19 protein-coding genes, 1 tRNA gene and 4 pseudogenes are annotated in these 18,822 nt (G+C 70.5%); 15 read left to right on the forward strand and 9 right to left on the reverse strand.

Annotated features, from left to right (window positions below):
* Positions 1-13: 13 nt before the first annotated feature.
* The 4 genes and pseudogenes from SY89_RS19840 to SY89_RS07290 all read left to right on the forward strand — a co-directional run.
* Positions 14-873, forward strand: a pseudogene (locus tag SY89_RS19840) (halocyanin domain-containing protein); the annotation flags it as partial.
* Positions 874-1,241: 368 nt separating this feature from the next.
* The gene (locus SY89_RS07280; RefSeq protein WP_054583706.1) at positions 1,242-1,763 is read left to right on the forward strand and encodes a cytochrome c oxidase subunit II; all 522 of its coding nucleotides are present in this window, start codon (positions 1,242-1,244) and stop codon (positions 1,761-1,763) included.
* 80 nt (positions 1,764-1,843) lie between these two features.
* Complete coding sequence (locus tag SY89_RS07285; RefSeq protein WP_054584686.1) at positions 1,844-3,520, forward strand: b(o/a)3-type cytochrome-c oxidase subunit 1; 1,677 nt, start codon at positions 1,844-1,846, stop codon at positions 3,518-3,520.
* Between the two features lie 21 nt (positions 3,521-3,541).
* On the forward strand, positions 3,542-4,141 hold the full coding sequence (locus SY89_RS07290) for a hypothetical protein (RefSeq protein WP_054583707.1): 600 nt from the start codon (positions 3,542-3,544) through the stop codon (positions 4,139-4,141).
* Between the two features lie 42 nt (positions 4,142-4,183).
* Here the strand turns inward: SY89_RS07290 and SY89_RS07295 are convergent, their stop codons facing one another.
* From SY89_RS07295 to btuC, 7 genes are all read right to left on the reverse strand, one after another.
* Positions 4,184-4,570, reverse strand: coding sequence for a hypothetical protein (locus tag SY89_RS07295; protein WP_054583708.1), 387 nt, complete (start codon positions 4,568-4,570; stop codon positions 4,184-4,186).
* A 151-nt stretch (positions 4,571-4,721) separates the two neighbouring features.
* Positions 4,722-4,794 (reverse strand) — tRNA-Thr (locus tag SY89_RS07300).
* Positions 4,795-4,850: 56 nt separating this feature from the next.
* Positions 4,851-5,852, reverse strand: coding sequence for a class I SAM-dependent methyltransferase (locus tag SY89_RS07305; RefSeq protein WP_054583709.1), 1,002 nt, complete (start codon positions 5,850-5,852; stop codon positions 4,851-4,853).
* A 40-nt stretch (positions 5,853-5,892) separates the two neighbouring features.
* Positions 5,893-6,234: a hypothetical protein gene (locus tag SY89_RS18240; RefSeq protein ID WP_239685538.1), complete on the reverse strand. Its 342-nt coding sequence runs from the start codon at positions 6,232-6,234 to the stop codon at positions 5,893-5,895.
* Positions 6,235-6,275: 41 nt separating this feature from the next.
* Positions 6,276-6,803: an ATP-binding cassette domain-containing protein gene (locus SY89_RS19050; RefSeq protein WP_275575399.1), complete on the reverse strand. Its 528-nt coding sequence runs from the start codon at positions 6,801-6,803 to the stop codon at positions 6,276-6,278.
* Positions 6,725-7,180 (reverse strand): ATP-binding cassette domain-containing protein, encoded by a 456-nt coding sequence (locus SY89_RS19055; RefSeq protein ID WP_275575400.1) that lies wholly within the window; start codon positions 7,178-7,180, stop codon positions 6,725-6,727. Before SY89_RS19055 ends, SY89_RS19050 begins: the two co-directional genes overlap by 79 nt.
* On the reverse strand, positions 7,177-8,250 hold the full coding sequence (gene btuC, locus SY89_RS07315) for a vitamin B12 ABC transporter permease BtuC (protein WP_054583710.1): 1,074 nt from the start codon (positions 8,248-8,250) through the stop codon (positions 7,177-7,179). The genes SY89_RS19055 and btuC overlap by 4 nt, the downstream gene beginning before the upstream one ends.
* Before the next feature lie 59 nt (positions 8,251-8,309).
* Here btuC and SY89_RS07320 point away from each other — a divergent pair, with 59 nt between their 5' ends.
* The 4 genes from SY89_RS07320 to SY89_RS07335 are packed head-to-tail and all read left to right on the forward strand — an operon-like array spanning position 8,310 to position 11,064.
* Positions 8,310-9,467 (forward strand): PGF-CTERM-anchored ABC transporter substrate-binding protein, encoded by a 1,158-nt coding sequence (locus tag SY89_RS07320; protein ID WP_054583711.1) that lies wholly within the window; start codon positions 8,310-8,312, stop codon positions 9,465-9,467.
* 44 nt (positions 9,468-9,511) lie between these two features.
* The gene (gene srp19, locus SY89_RS18245) at positions 9,512-9,790 is read left to right on the forward strand and encodes a signal recognition particle subunit SRP19 (protein ID WP_054583712.1); all 279 of its coding nucleotides are present in this window, start codon (positions 9,512-9,514) and stop codon (positions 9,788-9,790) included.
* A complete protein-coding gene (locus tag SY89_RS18250; RefSeq protein ID WP_054583713.1) occupies positions 9,790-10,017 on the forward strand; it encodes an H/ACA ribonucleoprotein complex subunit GAR1 in 228 nt (75 codons plus the stop codon). The genes srp19 and SY89_RS18250 overlap by 1 nt, the downstream gene beginning before the upstream one ends.
* 48 nt (positions 10,018-10,065) lie before the next feature.
* Positions 10,066-11,064, forward strand: coding sequence for a presenilin family intramembrane aspartyl protease PSH (locus tag SY89_RS07335; protein WP_054583714.1), 999 nt, complete (start codon positions 10,066-10,068; stop codon positions 11,062-11,064).
* Between the two features lie 21 nt (positions 11,065-11,085).
* Here SY89_RS07335 and SY89_RS07340 read toward each other — a convergent pair whose 3' ends face one another.
* Positions 11,086-11,571, reverse strand: a complete 486-nt coding sequence (locus SY89_RS07340; protein ID WP_054583715.1) for a PUA domain-containing protein — start codon at positions 11,569-11,571, stop codon at positions 11,086-11,088.
* A gap of 57 nt (positions 11,572-11,628) precedes the next feature.
* Positions 11,629-12,126, reverse strand: a complete 498-nt coding sequence (locus SY89_RS07345) for a LabA-like NYN domain-containing protein (protein WP_054583716.1) — start codon at positions 12,124-12,126, stop codon at positions 11,629-11,631.
* A gap of 274 nt (positions 12,127-12,400) precedes the next feature.
* Here SY89_RS07345 and dapA point away from each other — a divergent pair.
* The 7 genes and pseudogenes from dapA to SY89_RS17190 all read left to right on the forward strand — a co-directional run bounded on the left by dapA (position 12,401) and on the right by SY89_RS17190 (position 18,792).
* Positions 12,401-13,305: pseudogene (gene dapA / locus SY89_RS07350) on the forward strand (4-hydroxy-tetrahydrodipicolinate synthase).
* A complete protein-coding gene (gene dapB / locus SY89_RS07355) occupies positions 13,305-14,099 on the forward strand; it encodes a 4-hydroxy-tetrahydrodipicolinate reductase (protein WP_054583717.1) in 795 nt (264 codons plus the stop codon). The pseudogene dapA and the gene dapB overlap by 1 nt, the downstream one beginning before the upstream one ends.
* 28 nt (positions 14,100-14,127) lie before the next feature.
* Positions 14,128-14,961 carry a 2,3,4,5-tetrahydropyridine-2,6-dicarboxylate N-succinyltransferase gene (locus SY89_RS07360; protein WP_054583718.1) on the forward strand — a complete coding sequence of 278 codons (834 nt, stop codon included), beginning with the start codon at positions 14,128-14,130 and terminating at the stop codon, positions 14,959-14,961.
* Complete coding sequence (gene lysA, locus SY89_RS07365; RefSeq protein ID WP_054583719.1) at positions 14,958-16,259, forward strand: diaminopimelate decarboxylase; 1,302 nt, start codon at positions 14,958-14,960, stop codon at positions 16,257-16,259. Before SY89_RS07360 ends, lysA begins: the two co-directional genes overlap by 4 nt.
* A pseudogene (gene dapF / locus SY89_RS15855) lies at positions 16,256-17,139 on the forward strand (diaminopimelate epimerase). The gene lysA and the pseudogene dapF overlap by 4 nt, the downstream one beginning before the upstream one ends.
* Positions 17,136-18,313 (forward strand): annotated as a pseudogene (locus SY89_RS07375) (M20/M25/M40 family metallo-hydrolase). The pseudogenes dapF and SY89_RS07375 overlap by 4 nt, the downstream one beginning before the upstream one ends.
* Before the next feature lie 44 nt (positions 18,314-18,357).
* Complete coding sequence (locus SY89_RS17190; protein ID WP_054583721.1) at positions 18,358-18,792, forward strand: hypothetical protein; 435 nt, start codon at positions 18,358-18,360, stop codon at positions 18,790-18,792.
* The last annotated feature ends 30 nt before the right edge of the window (positions 18,793-18,822 follow it).

An 18,822-nucleotide genomic window follows, 5' to 3' on the forward strand; every position in this document is an offset into this window, starting at 1 on the left:
ATAAGGCCGCCCCATGGTACGGAACAGGGACAGACAGCCACGGCCGACACGGCGACGGCTCCTCGCCGCCGGTGGTACGGTTGCGACGGGAGCGCTCCTCGGCGCGACTGCGCCGGCGGCTGCGCAGTCGACTGAGTTCGACGGCTGGTTCGACGACGTGGACAACTACGACGGCGTCGTCGACCGCACGGGGCAGTCCGAGGTGACCGTCGAGGTCGGCGTCGACAACGGGGGTCAGCCGTACGGGTTCGGCCCGCCGGCAGTCAGAATCGATCCGGGAGCAACTGTCGTCTGGGAGTGGACCGGCAGAGGCGGATCGCACAACGTCGTCGCCGAGGACGGATCCTTCGAGTCCGAGCTCGTCGGCGAAGCCGGTCACACGTTCAGTCACACGTTCGAGGAAGAGGGGACCTTCAAGTACGTCTGCATCCCCACGAGGCACTCGGGATGAAAGGCGCCATCGTCGTCGGCGGCAGCGGCGGCAGCGGTGGTGGCGGCGTCTCCGAACCGGACTACGACGGCTGGTTCGACGACGTCGACAACTACGACGGCACCGTCGACGAGCGCGGGAACGACGAGGTCACCGTCCAAGTCGGCGTCGACAACGGGGGCCAGCCGTACGGGTTCGGCCCGCCAGCAGTCCGGATCGACCCGGGGACGACCGTCGTCTGGGAGTGGACCGGCAGAGGCGGATCGCACAACGTCGTCGCCGAGGACGGCTCCTTCGAGTCCGAACTCGTCGGCGAAGCCGGCCACACGTTCAGTCACACGTTCGAGGAGGAGGGTGTGTACAAGTACGTCTGTATCCCCCACGAGGCACTCGGGATGAAGGCAGCGATCGTCGTCGGCGACATCAGCGGCGGCGGTGGCGGCGACGGCGATGGTGGCGAGGAGGCCCCTGCCGAAGGCGAGACGGGTGGCGGCGGGATGATCCCCGTCCCCTCGGACTTCATCGGGTGGTTCGCGCTCGTGATCGGCGGGAGCCTCGGGGTCGCGGTGACGACCGTCCTCGGCGCCGAGTCCTACGCGGCGTACCGCGATCACGCGAGCGAGGAACAGGCGTACGTCGGCGAGCAGTCCACCGAGGCAGTCGATCAGGAGCCGGTCGAGGAGATCGGTAGCGAGTACGACCCGATCGGTACGGGCGCACTGGTCGCGGGCTACTTCGTCCTGATCGCCCTGCTGTGGGTGTTCATGTACTTCGTCGAGTTCATCGGCGGTCCCACGATCACTGGCTAACTATGCACGTTCATCGATTTGAGAGACTCTGGTTCGGCGCATCGCTCGTCCTGATCGTCGCGTTCATCGGGACCATCATCTACGGCGCAGTCGGTCCCGGGATCGCGATGGTCGACGACAGTGGCGGCACCGTCGAGCCTTCGGTTATCGCCGACGGGAACTACGAACAGACCGATAACTTCCGCGAGCCCGGTGTGTACGACACCGAGGACGGCGTCGACGTGTACGTCGTCGCGCGCCAGTACCTCTTCCAGCCGGGCACTTCGGAGCCGATCCGGGTGCCGGCCGGCGAGGAGATATCGTTCCACGTCACCTCGCCCGACGTGACTCACGGGTTCAACCTCGCGGGGACGAACGTGAACACGATGGTGATCCCCGGGCAGGTCGCGGAGTTCTCCGTCACGTTCGAGGAGACCGGCGAGCACGGTATCGTCTGCCACGAGTACTGCGGCAGCGGCCACCACACGATGGAGGGCAAGGTGGTCGTCGTCGAGCAGTCGGAGTTCGAGGGAGGTGAGAACTGATGGCTACTGAACACGGCAGCGAGACGGGGTTCGAGACCGAGCAGGAGTACGTCGAAACCGAGGACGGCACGCGCCGCCGACTGGCGTTCGTCGACCGGTTCCCCGAGGCAGCCCGGACCGCCCGCATCTGTCTCTGGATCGCCTTCGCGGCGTTCGGCGTCGGCGCGCTGTTCGGCCTGATTCAGGCACTGCACCGGACGAACACGCTGCGGATCATCCCGTCGGCGGACTACTACACGATCCTGACCGGGCACGGCGTGCTGCTGGCGCTGGTGTTCACCACGTTCGGGATCGCGGGGCTGTTCCACTGGGCGAACACCCGCAGTCTCGGCGTCTCGCCGACGAACCGGCGGCTGACGCAGGGCTGGCTCTGGACGATGACGATCGGTACCCTGCTCGCCGCGGGGACGATCGTCGCGGGGCTGTTCGACGCGATCCCGGCGAGTGCGGACGTGCTGTACACGTTCTACGCGCCGCTCGAGGCCCACCCGCTGTTCTACATCGGCGCCGCGCTGCTGATCGTCGGCTCCTGGGGCGCGGGCTTCGACTGGTTCCTCCAGTACCGCAAGTGGCGCTCGCAGAACCCGGACGCCCGCATCCCGCTGCAGTCGTTCATGGTGATGACGACGATGCTGATGTGGTACCTCTCCTCTGCGGGCGTGGCCATCGAGGTGGTGTTCTTCCTCATCCCGTGGTCGCTCGGCCTCATCAGTCAGGTCGACCCGCTGCTGACCCGGACGCTGTTCTGGTACTTCGGCCACCCCGTAGTGTACTTCTGGCTGCTGCCGGCGTACGTCGTCTGGTACACCGTGCTGCCGAAGCTCTCCGGCGGCCGGCTGTTCAGTGACCCGCTCGCACGGGTGACGTTCGTGCTGTTCCTGCTGCTGTCGACGCCGGTCGGGTTCCACCACCAGTACACCGACCCCGGGATCGCGTCGGGCTACAAGTTGGTCGCGATGACCAACACGATGTTCCTGCTGTTGCCGTCGCTCCTGACGCTGTTCACCGTCGTCGCGAGCATGGAACACGGCGCGCGGCAGGGTGGCGCGAGAGGCTACTTAGCCTGGCTCAAGGATCTCCCGTGGGAGCGCCCGGAGTTCTCCGGCGTCGCCCTCGCGGGGATCATGTTCGCCGCCGGCGGCTTCTCCGGCATGATCAACGCCGGGATGAACATCAACTACCTCATCCACAACACCATCTGGGTGCCCGGCCACTTCCACCTCACCGTGGGGACGGCCTACGCACTGACGCTGATGGCCATCGCCTACTGGCTGGTGCCCCAGCTTACGGGGAAGCGCCTGCAGTTCCGCGGACTGGCGGCGATCCAGCCGTTCGTCTGGTTCGTCGGGATGGTGCTGATGTCGAACGCGATGCACCGCGGCGGCCTCGCCGGCATCCCCCGGCGCACCGCCGAACCTCAGTACGACCAGGTCACCTTCGACGCCGTCGTCGGGACGGTCGGGGAGATGCGACTCCAGATCGCCATCGGGGGCACGCTGCTGTTCCTCGGCGCGATGATGTTCCTCGCCGTGATGGCCGGCACCTGGGCGCTCGGGAAGCCCAACAGCCGACTCCGCGTCAACGGCTCGATCCCCGAGCCGCTCTCTGGGCCCGAGGAGTCGCCGCGCGTGCTCGACAACCTGAAGCTCTGGACCGCGATCGCGATCGCGCTGGTGCTGCTCGCGTACGGGATCCCGCTGTTCGACATGGTCGCCGACGGACTGCTCTCGCCCGGTAGTCTCCCGGTCCCGGCGTAGCGACTCTCCCTCCCGCTCTCTATGAGTAACTCACCTACTGACGACGACGTATCGACGGACGCCGAGGAGCCGACGGCGCCGCCTGACGACGACGAGGATATCGACCGGCGTCGGCTGATCCGCTGGATCGCCCTGATCGCGTTCGGCATCCCCGTCGTCGTCGAAGTGCTGACGTTTGCGAACATCATCGACGACGAGCTCCTCAGTGGCGACGACGAGGAGCCGACGGAGACGGGGACGGCCACGCCGACGGACCGTCCCGGCGCGGTCGGCGTCGGTGACGAACTGCTGTCCGAGACCGCGGCGACCGAGACGATCACCACCTCGGAGATCCGTACGGGGGAGTCGTCCCGGACGTACGTCTTGGGCGTCGAGGTCGAGAACGACACCGACGCGACGGTCGAGCTCCGTTCGCGCCACGTGCGCCTGCGCGACGGCGAGACCATCGACGGCGTCTCGAGTACGGGTTCGGTCGAACCCGGGGCCACGGGGACGATGACCGCGGCGTGGGGGATCCCCGAGGGTGCGACCCCCGACGCCGTCGAAGTCGTTGCGCTCCGAGACGGCGCGCGCGTGTTCGAGGACTACGTGGCCGTGGAGCGGCCGCCGGTCGTCGGGTAGGGGCTCGTCGCCGCTCCGGCGGCGAAACCCGCGGCGATCCGGCTACTCCGCGTAGGGGTTCGGCGGATCGTCGTTGTGGCGGCACTGCTGGGCGTGGAACTGCAGGTCGAACCGGACCTCGTCGGTCTGGATTTCGTTGCCGACCTCGAAGGGGAACTCCCACGAGAACCCGATGTACAGCGTCGTCGAGTTCGGCCAGCAGTTGTCGTGGTGGTTGTCGTCGCCGTTGCCACCGTTCCCGTTGTCGCCATCGCTGTTGTCGTCGTCGCCGTTCTCGCAGTAGTAGAACTGGACGTGACTGACCTCGTAGTACGTCCGGTTCTGGTTGCCCGTGTTCTCGGGCCCGACATCTGCCTTGAGGAACGATTGCGCCGCGGCGTTGGACTGCGGGAAGCGACCGCGGTCATGCGGCCACCTCCGGGGTAGCAACAGGGCTACCCGATCCTCTGAAGGGTTTTCAACAAGCAGTAGAGAGCCGGAGGAGGGATTCTGAACCACGGTCGTTCCGCTCGCTACGCTCGCTTCACTCCCTGGTTCAAATCCCACGTGCCGCTCTTCGTCTCACTTCGTTCGACAGAAGAGCCGGAGGAGGGATTTGAACCCTCGACCTATTCCTTACGAAGGAATCGCTCTGCCAGCTGAGCTACCCCGGCGCGTCCATCCCCTTGTACCGGCAACGCGGACATAAGGGTTCCGAAACCCGGCGCAGTCAGTCGATCCGGTCCAGCCGCGCGTCCAGGCAGACGTTCAGTTCGTGGGGAGCGTAGGATCGCACGACGCGCTCCTCCAGCACCGTCACCGCGTACTCGTCGCCGGCCGCCGTCTCGAGCGCCGTCGTCGCCCGTTCGAAGGGGGCGTCCTCGTGCTGGATGTCGTACAGATGCACCACACACGACTCACCGGCGAACGCCACGGCGGCGTCGGCGAACTCCGCGGCGGTGTGCGGGAGGTTCATCACCAGCCGATCCGCCCAGCCGGCGTACTCCGCAGTCAGCTCCCGTACGTCGCCGACGTGGGTGGTGATCCGGTCGGCGACGGCGTTGCGCTCGGCGTTCTCCTCGAGGTAGGCGATCGCGTCGGGGTTGATGTCGCAGGCCACCACCTCCGCGCCCGCGCTCGCCATCGGGATCGCGTAGGGACCGACGCCGGCGAACATGTCCAGGGCGTGCTCGCCGGGCTCGACCTGCTCGACGACGCGATTGCGCTCGGTGGCGAGTCGCGGCGAGAAGTACACCTCGTCGACGTCGACGACGAACTCGTGGCCGTACTCGCGGTGGACCGTCTCCGTCGGCGATCGATCGCCGTCCTCGTCGGCCAGCACCTCCCAGTCCCGGACGCGCGTCTCGCCTTTCACTTTCGAGTCGCGGTTGAGCACGCTCCGGACCGGGATGTCGGACTCGACGACGGCGTCGGCGATTTCGGCGGCGCGGTCGGGATCGTCCTCGTCGACGAGTACCACGTCGCCCAGTCGCTCGTAGGTGGGTTCGTACCCCAGCAAGTCCGCGGGCGTGCGCTGGGGCGTGCGAGACGGCACGTCGCGCTCGGTGACCGCCATGTCTGCCGGAACCGACTCCGGGTCCGTCACGGGGATGAACAGGTCGCCGTCCGCGACCTCGATGCCGAACGCCTGGTCGATCAGGTCGGCTTCGGCGAGACGCTGTCGAGTCGCCTCGCCCGACTCCCGGGGGACGACGACACAGGGCCGCATCATACCCGGACTCGGCGCCCGGTGGGAGTAAGGATGACGGAACTCAGGCGAGCACGTCGAGCAGCTCCGGCGTCGACGCGGCGACGCCGGCCTCGCCGACGCGGAGCCGGCGGTACGCCGTCGCCGCGGCCTCGGCGACCGTCCGCTCGTTCGTCGGCCGCTCCTCGATGCAGTACGCCGGCGTCTCGCTGTCGGCGACCGCCGACAGCACCGGCGCCAGCCCGGCCGTGAGGTCCACGTCGGCGACCACGACGGCGTCCGCCCGCCCGACCAGCGCGCCCAACCGTTCGAGTGCGCCATCGTCGACGCCCTCGAGCACGCCGACCGCGAGCGTCTCCATCCCCAGCGCGTCGGCGACCGCGGCGTCGGAGTCGCCCGTGGGCACTGGACCGACCGTCGCCTCGAGTCCGGCGCGGTCGAGGCGTGTCAGTAGCGGGCCCGCCCGCCCGCCCCGGCGACGACGTGGACGCGCTCGACGGGGGGGATCTCCGGCACGTCGGCGTCCGGATCGACGTCTGGCAGGGCAGTCACCCGCGGGCGCTCGGTGACGGGGTCGGGCGTCACGACCGCGTCCACGTCGAACGCGTGCCCGATCGTCGAGCCGGTGAGCACCGACGCCGGCGGGCCGTCGGCGACGACTCCGCCGTCGGCGACGACGACGATCCGATCACAGTACCGTGCGGCGGTGTCGAGGTCGTGGATCGCGGCGATCGCCGCCCGCCCCTCGTCGACCAGCGCCGAGACGGTCTCGAACGTCCGGAGCCGGTGGTTCGGGTCGAGGCTGGCGGTCGGCTCGTCGAGGAGCAGCAGCGGCGTTTCCTGAGCGAGCGCGCGGGCCAGCAACACCCGCGAGCGCTCGCCGCCGGAGATCTCGGTCACGGGTCGCTCGGCGAACTCGTCGATGTCGGTCCGTTCCATCGCGCGTTCGACGGCCGCGTGGTCGGCGTCGCCCATCGTCCCGAACCGCGGGACGTGGGGGTCCGGCCCATCTCGACGATCTCCCGGACGGTGAACGCGAAGGAGACGGCGGTGTCCTGCGGGACGGTCGCGACCCGGCGGCCCAGCGCCTTCGCGGAGAGGTCGCCAACGGAGTCGCCCGCGACCCAGACCTGGCCGCTGTCGGGCGATAGCGTGCCGCGAGCGGTCCGGAGCAGGGTCGTCTTCCCGGCGCCGTTGGGGCCGACGAGCCCAACGAGTTCGCCGGTGTCGACGTCGAGGCTCACGCCGTCGAGAACGTCGGTCTCCCCGAGCGTGACCGAGAGGCCGTCGATCGACAGCACAGGACCTGCAGCCGGGGTCGGGATCGCCGTGTCGGTGGTATCGTCGGTCATAGTTCGTGGACCCTCCGTTTGCGCAGGAGAAAGAGGAAGAACGGGGCGCCGACTGCGGCAGTGACGATCCCCACGGGGAGCTCCTGGGGGGCGCTCCGGGCGGCCGTGTCCGCGGCCACGAGGAACGCCGAGCCCGCGATCGCCGCCGTCGGCAGGAGGATGCGGTGATCGGGGCCGACGACGAGCCGCATCACGTGGGGGACGATCAGCCCGACGAACCCGATGACGCCCGAGACGGCGACGCCGGCGCCGGTGACGACTGCCGACACCGCAAGCAGCAGGCGCTTGGTGCGCTCGACCTCGATACCGAGGCCGGCGGCCTCCTCCTCGCCGAGCAGCATGACGTTCAGGTCGCGAGCGTACGCCAGCAGCACGAGGAAACAGCCCAGGACGAACAGCGGGAGCAGCGGCACGCCCGCCACGGGGACGAAGTCCGCCCAGCCGGCGTTGTCGAGGTGGCCCATCAGCCAGTAGACGACGCGGCGCATGCTCTCGCCCGACTGCAGCAGGAGAAACGAGGTGACCGCGCCGAGGAACGTCTGGATGGCCACGCCGGCCAGCAGCAGCGTCGCCACGGGCGTCTGCCCGTTCTCGGTCGCGATGGCGTAGACGGCGAAGGCAGTGAGCAGCGCGCCGGCGAACGCTGCGGGCTCCAGCCCGAGCCCGAACGGGATCACGGCGGGGGCGACGATCGACGCGACGGCGCCGACGGCGGCGCCCGAGGAGACGCCGATGATCGAAGGGTCGGCCATCGGGTTGCGGAAGAACCCCTGCATCACCGTTCCCGCGGCGCCGAGGGCGAACCCCACCAACGCACCCAACAGGATCCGCGGGAGCCTGACCCGCATCACGATCGCGCGGTGGGACGCCCGCAGCGAGAACGCGAAGGGGTGGTGCCAGCCGAACTCGCCGCCGGCGAGCGACGGCACCGCGATCGCTTCGAGAACGGCCTTCAGCGCCGTCTCGGCGGGAACCGGAACCGGACCGATCCCCGCGCTGACGACGACGACGCCGGCGAGGGCGGCAGCTAAGCCAGCCGACCAGCCGGTCGCGCGCCTCGCCACGCTCATGTACCAAAGCTGAGTTGGGTTAGACAAATACTTGTTGCACTAGACGCGAGGAGCAGTCGATGCGAACGCGAACAACGTTACTGATCGTACTGTGTACGCTTCTTGCGGCCGTTGCGCCGGCCGGCGCCGTCGGCGCGTCCGGCGCGTCGGTGACCCACGCGAACGCCGACGCCGACGCGGCGGTACAGCAAGAAGTCCCCGACTGCTCGTTCCCGCTCACCCTGACCGACGCGACGGGTACCGAGGTGACCCTCGAAGAGCCGCCCGAGACGGTGACGACCCTCGGCGCCAGCGCGGCCCAGACGATGTGGGAGATCGGTGGCAAAGACCAGGTGGTCGGGCTCAGTAGTAACGCCGACTACCTCGCCGGCGCCGAGAGCCGGACCAACGTCTCCGCCAGCGGCTTCGGCTACAGCACGGAGGCGGTTGTCGGCACCGAGGCCGACCTCGTGCTCGCGGCCAACATCGTGCCCGCGGAGACCGTGAGCGCGCTGCGGGACGCGGGGATGACGGTGTACCAGTTCGAGGCCGCCACCTCGGTCGAGGACGTGGCGAACAAGACCACGCGGATCGGCAAGCTCACCGGGAACTGTGAGGGCGCCGCCGAAGCGAACGCGTGGATGAACGCGAACGTCGAGACCGCACAGGAGGTCACGGCCGACACGGAGTCGCCCGAGCTGCTGATCCCCCTCAGCGGCGGCTCGCTGGTCGGTGGCAACACGTTCATCAACGCGATGGCCGAGGCCGCTGGCGGCACGAACCTCGCCGTCGAGGCGTTCAACAGCTCCTACCCCTACCAGGTCTCCGACGAGACGATCCTCGAGCTGAACCCCGAGATGCTGGTGCTGCAGGAAGGGCTGACCAGCCTGATCACACAGGAGCCCTACGCGTCGACGACCGCCGGGCAGAACAACGCGAGCGTGGTCGTCGACCCGAACTACCTGAGCCAGCCCGCGCCGCGCTCGGTCGTGTACTCGACGCGGAACCTGACCGAAGGGTTCCACCCCGACGCGGCCGCGAGCGCGGAGTGGACCGCACGGAGTGAGGTCAGCGTCGGCACGGAGACGGCCACGCCGACTGCGACCCCGACCGAAGCGACGACCGAGGCGACGCCGACGCCCGAGCAGCCGACCACGACTGAAGGCCCCGGCTTCGGCGCCGGTGCCGCCGTCGCCGCCCTCGGCGCGGGCGCAGCGCTGCTCGGTCGTCGCGACTGAGCGGCATCAAAACCGCTTTCCCCGACGACGGCGTCTGCTCTCGCATGATCGAGAACGTCGTCTACCCCGCGTACCTCGACGCGGCGTACAGTCGTTCGGAGGGCCGCCGGGTGCCGCTGGACGAGGCCGTCGAGGACCCGACGGTCGACGAGATCGCGAAGGCGGTCCAGCAGGTGGGCTACGACGCCGTCGTCGAACGCGACAAGAGCTACTCCCGCGAGTTCGAACCCCGCGGGCGCGTGCTCGTCCAGGGCGCAGACGACGCGACGAAGAACGACCTCGTGCAGGCGATCGCGGCGTACGTCGCGATCCTTCGGGACTGATGGAGCGAGTCGGTACGGTCGCCCGGACCGCCCAGGGACTCGCGATCGCGCGCTGTCCCGACAGCGACCACCCCGAGATCGGCCAGACCGTCGTCGACGAGAGCCTCGACACCGTCGGGCGCGTCGTCGACGTGTTCGGCCCCGTCTCCCAACCCTACGTCGCGGTGTCGCCCTCGAACCGCGACGGGCTCACCGCGCTGGTGGGCCAGAAGCTGTACGCACGGTAACACGGCCGGACCACAACCGCCAAACCCCGCGCGAGCGAACGGCCGGCAATGACCTCTCGTGCGTTCCGCGGGGCCGCGTTCGCGGCGCTCGTCTTCCTGCTCGTCCAACTGGGCGCGCTCGCACTCGTGCCCTCCTTCGAGGCCAGCGGCTACCAGCAGTTCGAGAACCCACAGAACCCCACGAACAGCCTGGTGTATATCGGGCTGATCCTCGTGATGACGGCGCTGATGCTGGCAGCGTTCAAGTACGAGTTCGACTGGGTGGTCCGGGCGTTCGTCGTGTTCACCAGCGGCCTGCTCGCGTGGTACGTCCTCGGCGTGTTCCTCCCAGCCATCGCCGCGATTCCGCTGTCGGCGCTGGTCGCGGTCGCGCTCTGGGTGTACCCCGAGTGGTACGTCATCGACGCCGCCGGGGTGGTGATGGGCGCCGGCGCCGCCGGCCTGTTCGGGATCAGCTTCGGTATCCTGCCGGCGATCCTCCTGCTCGCGGTGCTCGCGGTGTACGACGCCATCTCCGTCTACGGCACCGAACACATGCTCGAACTCGCGGAGGGCGTGATGGATCTCCGCGTCCCGGTCGTGCTGGTGATCCCGCTCACGCTGGGGTTCTCGATCCTGCCGGAAGACGACGAGCCGGAGGCCGAGAGCGGCGAAGCGAGCGAAGCCGACGACCGGGCGGACGGGACCGACGCCGAGGCGTCCTCGCCGGCCGACGAGGCGGCCGTCGAGGGCGAGGGGCCGGACGTGGCCGACCGCGACGCCTTCTTCATCGGGCTCGGCGACGCCGTGATGCCGACGGTGCTCGTCGCGAGCGCCGCACACTTCTCGCCGGCGGCGCCGCTCGATATCGGCGTCGGTCTGGCGATGAACCTCCCCGCGCTGACGGCGATGGTCGGGACGTTCCTCGGGCTGTTCGTCCTGCTGCGGATGGTGTTCGCCGGGCGTGCCCACGCCGGCTTGCCGCTGCTCAACGGCGGCGCGATCGGCGGCTACCTGCTCGGCTCGGTCGCTGCAGGCGTCCCGATCGTGACCGCGTTGGGGCTGTAAGTCGGCGCCTCGAAGCTACAGCTACGCCTCGGCGTCCACGTACTCCTCGACGCCCTCTCGAACCATCACCGCCATCCCGGTTTGGAAATCCTGCATCCCCGTCGCCGAGAGCTCCGCGCGGCCGACGCCCAGCAGTTCGCCGCCCTCGTGGACCACCAGCACCTCGTCGCCCGGGCGGATCTCCGAGCCGCAGTCGTCGACGAACTTCGCGAACGTGTTCTCGCCGTCGCGGACGAACGGTTCGGACTCGTCGCCGACGTAGACGCGGTAGGCGGGGGCGTCGAGGTGGTCGTGGAGGCGCCGCCCGCCCGCGAAGCCGAGCGTGAACCGGCCGTCGGTACCCATCGACGCCAGCCGGCCGTCCGGGGCGTGGATCTGGCTGGGGCGGCCGCCGGTGGAGTAGTCGATCTCGAGGTGGGCCTCCGCGGGGAACAGCGCGTCGCCGGCGCCGCGGCCGAACTGGTAGTCGGCCGTGGTCCGCAGGTCCGCACGCGAGGTCTTGGCCATGCCCGAACGGGCGGACGCGCCGGGGAAAAGCGTCTCGAAGCCCGGGGGCGGATTACCCTACAGTAGAAACTCCTCCTCGCGCTCGGCCATGTCGTGGAACGCGTCGGCGGCCTCGATCAGCTCCTCGGCGGTCGAGCTCTCGAAACAGAACACCTCGACGCGGACGCCCTCGTGGCGCAGGTGCGAGCAGAGCCGCGCGAAGTCGCCGTCGCCGGAGGCGAGCACCAGCGTGTCGACTTTCTCCGCCAGGGTGACCGCGTCGAGCACGATACCCACGTCCCAGTCGGCCTTCTTCGAGCCGTCGCCGAACGTCTTGATCTCCTTGATCTTGCGCTCGAAGCCGATGTCCTCCAGCGCCTCGAAGAACGACTCCTCCTCCGGGGAGTCCGCGCGGATGACGTACGCCAGCGCCCGCACGAGTTCGCGGCCCATCACCGCCTTCTCCAGCAGCGCGGAGTAGTCGATGTTCCGGGAGTAGATGCTCTGGGCCGTGTGATAGAGGTTCTGCGCGTCGGCCAGCACCGCGACGCGTTGGCCCTCGTGAATCTCGGTCATTATGCGTTCGTTTCCCGGCATCTGTTAAAAAACACCGTCTCGCGGCGGCGGCGGAGCAGAACCGTTATGTTCGTCGACGACCCCGTCCCTGACGTGACCCGGACGGCCGACCTCGGCGCGTACGCCCCCCGCCGAGCCTCGGCCGTCGTCTTCGCCCGCGGTAAACGACGTAAACGCTGATTCTCCCGCTGTCGGCCGGTGTCGCGCCCGGTCGTCGGTGGACTCCCGACTGCACCACGCAGCGACTGCCAACGTCCGTGACCGCGACACACCAATGACGACACCGTTCAGCGGGGTGTTCCCCGCCATGACCACTCCCTTCCGGGAGGACCGACGCATCGACCACGATCAACTCGCCGCCGACGCCCAGCGCCTCGAAGCTGCCGGCGTCGACGGCCTCGTCCCCGTCGGCTCGACCGGCGAGTCCGCGACGCTGACCCACGACGAACACGCACAGGTCGTCGAAACCGTCGTCGACGCCGTCGAGGACGTGCCAGTGATCGCCGGCGCCGGCTCGAACGCGACACACGAGGCGGTCAGCCTCGCCGAGGACGCCGAGACCGCCGGCGCCGACGCCGTCCTGCTGATCTCGCCGTACTACAACAAGCCGGAGGCCGCGGGCTACCTGGACCACTACCGCACGATCGCCGACGCCGTCGACCTGCCGAGCATCGTCTACAACGTCCCTCGCGCACTGGCCGGAACGTCCCCGTCGACGTGGTCGCCGAACTCGCCGAACACCCCACCATCCAGGGGTACAAGGCCGCCAGCGGCGACCTCGGCCGCGTCTCCGAGGTGATCGAGCGCACGAGCGACGAGCAGTTCTCCGTGCTCTCGGGCGACGACGGGCTCACCCTCCCGATCTGTTCGCTGGGCGGGACGGGCACCATCAGCGTCGTCGCCAACGTCGAGCCCGAGCGCACCGGCGCGATGGTTGGCGCCGCGCTGGCGGGACACATGGACCGCGCCCGCGATCTGCATTACGAGCTCGCGCCCCTCGTCCGCGAGTTGTTCGTCGAGACCAACCCGATTCCGGTGAAGGAGGCGATGGCGATCCGCGAGGGCCACCCGCCGCACGTTCGCTCCCCTCTCACCCGGCTCTCCACCGAGAAGCGCGCCGACCTGCGCGAGGCGCTCGCGGCACTCGCCGCGGAGCCGACGCCGGAGGTGCCCGCCTGATGGCGGCCGAAAGCGCCCCGGAGCCGGCCCGGATTGTCGTCACCGGCGCCAGCGGCCGGATGGGCGAGGAACTGCTCGCCGCCGCCGGCGACCGCGCGGACGTGCAGGCCGTCGCCGCCGTCGCCCGGACGCCCGGATCGGTCACCGCCGAAGCCGCGGTCGGCACGCACCTCGACGCGACGCTGAGCGGGGAAGCGAGCGTCGACGCCGTCGTCGACTTCACCGCCCCGGAAGCCACTGCGGAGTACGCCGGAACCGCCGCCGCGCACGGCGTCGCGTTCGTCACCGGAACCACCGGGCTCGAGGGCCACGACGCCGACCCGCTCGGTGCGCTCGACGAGGCGAGCGGGTCGGTGCCGGTGCTCCACGCCAGCAACTTCTCGCGGGGGATCGCCGCGCTCCGCGGCGCGATCCGGGAGGCCGCGGCCTCGCTCCCGGGCTACGACGTGGAGGTCACCGAAACGCACCACAACGGGAAGCGCGACGCGCCGAGCGGCACCGCGCTCACACTCGTCGAGGATGTCGAGCGTGAGCGCCCGGACCTGACTGCGCGCCAACACGGCCGTGCGGGCGAGCAGCCGCGCGACCCCGACGAGATCGGCGTCCATGCCCGCCGTGCCGGCGACGTGACCGGCGAGCACGAGGTGCTGTTCGCGGGCAACCGCGAGACGGTGTCGCTCTCCCACGCCGCCGGCGACCGCGGCGTGTTCGCCCAGGGGGCGCTGGACGCCGCCGTAGCCCTCGTCGATCGCGACCCCGGCCGCTACGAGTTCGCCGAACTACTGCAGGATTGAACCCTCACCAACCCACCATCCACTACCAATGAGCCTCGAACACGAGATTTCGGACCTGTGGCACCGCTACCAAGACGGACTCACCGCCGCCGACGCCGGCAGCAGGGAACTGGAGACGCTCGACGCCTTCCTCGCCGCGCTGGAGGCCGGCGAGCACCGCGCCGCCGAGCAGGTCGGCCCCGCGGAGTGGGAGGCCGTCGAGTGGGTCAAGCAGGGCGTCCTGCTCAACTTCGGCCTGCGTGAGACCCGACCCCGTACGTATGGCGGCGTCGACTACTACGACGTGCTCCCGCTGCGGGCGACCGACGACCTCGGCGAGCGCGGAACGCGGAACACGCCCGACGGCACCGTCCTCCGCCCGGGGTCGTACCTCGGTTCGGACGTGATCATGATGTCGCCCAGCTTCGTCAACATCGGCGCCCACGTCGGCGACGACAGCCTCGTCGACTCCAACGACGTGGTCGGCTCCTGCGCCCAGATCGGCGAGGGGGTCAAGCTCGGCGCGAACACGCTGATCGGCGGCGTGCTCGAACCAGTCGAGGACACACCGGTGGTCGTCGAGGACGGCGTCTCGCTGGGCGCGGGCTGTCGGGTCACCTCGGGCTTCGTCGTCGGCGAGAACGCCGTCGTCGCCGAGGATACGTTGCTCACACCGCGGATTCCGGTGTACGACCTCGTGGAGGACGAGGTTCACTACGGGAAGCTGCCGCCGGAGCGCCGCGCGTTCCAGCGCTACGTCGAGTCCTCGGTCTCCGAGGCGGAGCTTATCCCGGGGAAGGCGTACAAGCCCGCCGTCGTCGCGACGAGCCTCGAACGGGAGACGCTCGAAGCGACCCAGCGCGAAGGCGCACTCCGAGAATGACCGACGACACGATCGACGAGCAGGAGAGCCTCGGCGCCGCCCCCGCCGTCCGCCGGCTCGCGGACTGGGACCGCGAGCGACTAACCAGCCTCGCCGACGAGCACGGGACGCCGCTGTACGTGTTCGATCCGGCGCGAGTCCGCGAGAACTGCCGCCGGCTCCAAAATGCGTTCCCCGACGCCGAGATCCAGTACGCCGCGAAGGCTCACACCGCCCGCCGAACCCTCGAAACCGTTCACGACGCCGGACTGGCGATCGAGTGCGCCTCCGCGGGCGAGGTGGTGCGCGCCCTCGACGCCGGCGTTCCCGGATCGGCGGTGACCTACACCGCGGTCAATCCGCCCGCGAGGGATCTCGCCGTCGTCGTCGACGCCTGGGAGGCGAACCCCGACCTCACGATCACGGCGGGTGCCGCGGACACGATCGACCGGCTCGCCGAGCGAGGCTTCGACGGCCGCCTCCGGCTCCGGGTCAACCCCGGCGTCGGCGCCGGCCACCACGAGAAGGTCGTCACCGGCGGCCACCCGAAGTTCGGCGTCGGCCTCGACCGCGCGCCGGCGCTCGCCGCCCGGATCGACCGCGCGTTCGAGTTCGCCGGCATCCACGCCCACGCCGGCTCGGGCATCTCGGGCGATGATCTCGCCGACCACCGCGAGCTCGTCCGCCGGCTGGGAGAGTTGGCCCGGACGCTCGACGCCGAGGGGATCCCGGTCGGGACGATCGACGTGGGCGGCGGGTTCGGCGTCCCGTACCGGGGGGACGCGCCCGCGCTCGACCTCGACGCCGTCGCTGAAGCGACGCGAGCGGCGCTCGGCGAGGTCGACGCGACGCTCGCGATCGAGCCCGGACGCTACGTCGTCGCGGACGCCGGCGTCCTGCTGACCCGGGTGAACACCGTGAAGGAGACGCCCGAGATGGTGGTCGCCGGCGTCGACGCCGGGATGACGACGCTGCTCCGCCCGGCGATGTACGACGCGTACCACGCGGTTCGGAGCCTGGCACCGGAGGCGAGCGACCGCGGGCAGGTCGGGGTCACCGTCGCCGGCCCGGCGTGTGAGACCGCGGACCTGCTCTGTGAGAACCGACCGCTCCCCCGCCCCGCGCTGGGCGATCTCCTGGCGATCGGGAACGCCGGCGCGTACGGCTACGAGATGGCGTCGACGTACAACTCCCGGCCGCGGCCCGCGGAGGTGACCGTCGACGGCGACCCGCTCCGCCGGCGGGAGTCGCTCGCTGACGTGGCCAGGCTCGACGCCCCGGAAGAGCAAAAGCGCCGGGGCAAGGAGTGTGACCGATGACGGTTCCGTTCGAGAAGTACGACGGCGCGGGCAACGACTTCGTCGTCGTAGACGCCGAGACCGCGTCTATCGAGGACCGCGCGGCGTTCGCCCGCGCTCACTGCGACCGGGAGACGGGCGTGACCGACGGCTCCGGTGGCCGCCGCGGCGCCGACGGCGTGCTGTTCCTCTCGCTCGCGGACGACGGCGACCCCGCGCGGGTGACGATGACGCTGGTCCAACCCGACGGCTCGGTCGCCGAGATGTGTGGCAACGGCGCCCGCTGTGTGGCCGCGTGGGCGGCCGCGCGCTCGGCGGGGTCGAGGGTCGCTATCGACACCCCGGCAGGGAGCCGGCGCGCGGTCGTCGACGATGGGTCAGTGGCCGTCGAGATGGGCACACCGACGTTCGATCCCGAGGCGGTGCCGCTTGCGGGCGACGCGCCCCTGATCGACGCGACACTCGACGAACTCGCCGGCACAGCCTCGGCGGGGCTGTCCGTGACGGCCGTGAACACCGGCGTCCCGCACGCCGTCGTCTTCGTCGGCGACGTGGACGCGGTGCAGATCGACGCCGTCGCGCCGCCGATCCGCCACGCCGACGCGTTCCCCGAGGGCGCGAACGTCACGTTCGCGTCGCCGGCCGCCGACGGCTTCCGCCAGCGGACGTACGAGCGCGGCGTCGAGGGGGAGACCCGTGCCTGTGGCACCGGCGCCGTCGCCGTCGCCGCCGCAGCGAGGCGACTCGGCCGGCTCCCCGACGCCGCCGATGGGGGTGGATCTCCGTGTCCCCGCCGGGTGGCGACCTCGGCGTCGCCGTCCCCGACGACGGCCCGGCGCGGCTGCGCGGGCCCGCTGCAAAGCGCTTCGAGGGAACGCTCCCCGCGGGGGGCGAGCCGTGAGCTTCGACCCCATCGAGTTCCTCGAGGCCGCGGTCAGGGCGGACTCGACGAGCGACGTGGCGGCCGCGCGCGACCTGCTGCTCGACGTGCTCCGGAAGGGCGGCCACGACCCCCGCGTCGACGCTGCCGGGAACGTCCGTGTCAGTCGGGGGGCTGGCAGCCCCCACCTCGTGCTCAACACCCACCTCGACACCGTCTCGCCGCACGTCGCGTTCGAGCGCGACGGCGACATCGTTCGCGGCCGGGGGCCTGCGACGCGAAGGGGCCGTTGGCGGCGCTGGTCGGCGCCTTCCTCGCCGCGGAGATCGAGCAAGGAACGCTCACGCTCGCGGTCACGCCGGACGAGGAACTGCTCTCTACCGGCGCCCACGCGCTGATGACCGGCGAGGTCGCCCCGGGTGGCCCGGGCGAGGCGGGGGCGAGCGTCGACCCGCTCCCGGCGGCGGACCCGGCGCCGGACGCGTACGTCGTCGGGGAACCAACCGGCCTCGATGTCTGTACTGCCGCCCGCGGGCGGTTCGAGGGAACGGTCTCGATCGAGGGGACAGCCGCCCACGCCGCCAGCCCCGAGTCGGGGGTGAACGCCGTGTCGGCCGCAGGGCGTGCCCTCGACGCGCTGGAGTCGTTCGACAACGTGGCCGCCCACTCCCAGTTGGGCGAGGCGACGCTGGTCCCCACCGCTATCGAGGGCGGCGAGTCGACGAACCAGGTGCCCGCGGGCTGTACGATCACCGTCGATCGCCGGAGCGTCCCGCCCGAGACGGCCGCGGGGTTCCGTCGGGCGCTCGAGGCGCAGCTCCGGCGGTCGGTCGGCGCCGACCCGTCGGTGTCCGTCTCGCTGACCGCGCGCGAGACCCCGTTTTTGGAGGCCTTCGCCACCGATCCGGGGGAGCCGGTCGTCGACGCGCTCGCCGACGCCGCGGCGGCTGCGGGCGATGCGGCGGGCTTCGGCCAGCGCGGGGCGGTTCGGCCGTTCGGCGCGGCCACGGAGGCGTCGTACTTCGCGCCGACGCCGACCGTCGTGTTCGGGCCCGGCCACCTCGCCGACGAGGCCGGGGCGGTCGCCCACGCCGAGCGGGAGTACGTCGACATCCCGTCGGTGCGGGCGGCGGCGACCGCCCTCCGAAAGTCGACCGAGCGGCTGCTCGGCGGCGACAGCCCGCTGTCGAACTGAGCGTCACACGCGGATTTTTGGTCGCGCCCCGAGTTCGTCGCCGCATGGGAGCGTTCGCCGACAGTGTGCGCCTGGGCCGCGTGCTCGCGCTGGTTGTCGCCTCGACGCTCGCGCTCACCGCGAGCTTCGTCGGGCTGGTCGGGCTGGCTGACGGCGCGGTCCACCACACCACCACTCGACTGCCGATCTACGTGACCGCGACGGCGGCGGTGTTCGTCGGCGCGGTCGTGGTGTTCGAAGGGTCGAGCGGCGGGTGGCGTGCGCTCGGCGCAGCGGCGGCCGCCGCCGTCGCGACGCTGTTCGTCGTCGGCTTCGGCGGGGAGGGGGTCGTCTACGCGCTCGCCGAGCCGGGCGACGTGTTCGACCTGCAGCTGCTCGGCTACCTGCTCTCGGCGGCGCTGATGGGGACCGGCGTCGGCTACTGGGCGTGGCGGAACCTGGGGTCCCTCCGTACCGGCGGGCTAGGGGACGCCCTGTGACGGGGATCGGCTGAAACGCCCGAAATTGGC

It is taken from the genome of Halolamina pelagica (genome assembly GCF_001307315.1).
GTDB lineage: Archaea > Halobacteriota > Halobacteria > Halobacteriales > Haloferacaceae > Halolamina > Halolamina pelagica_B.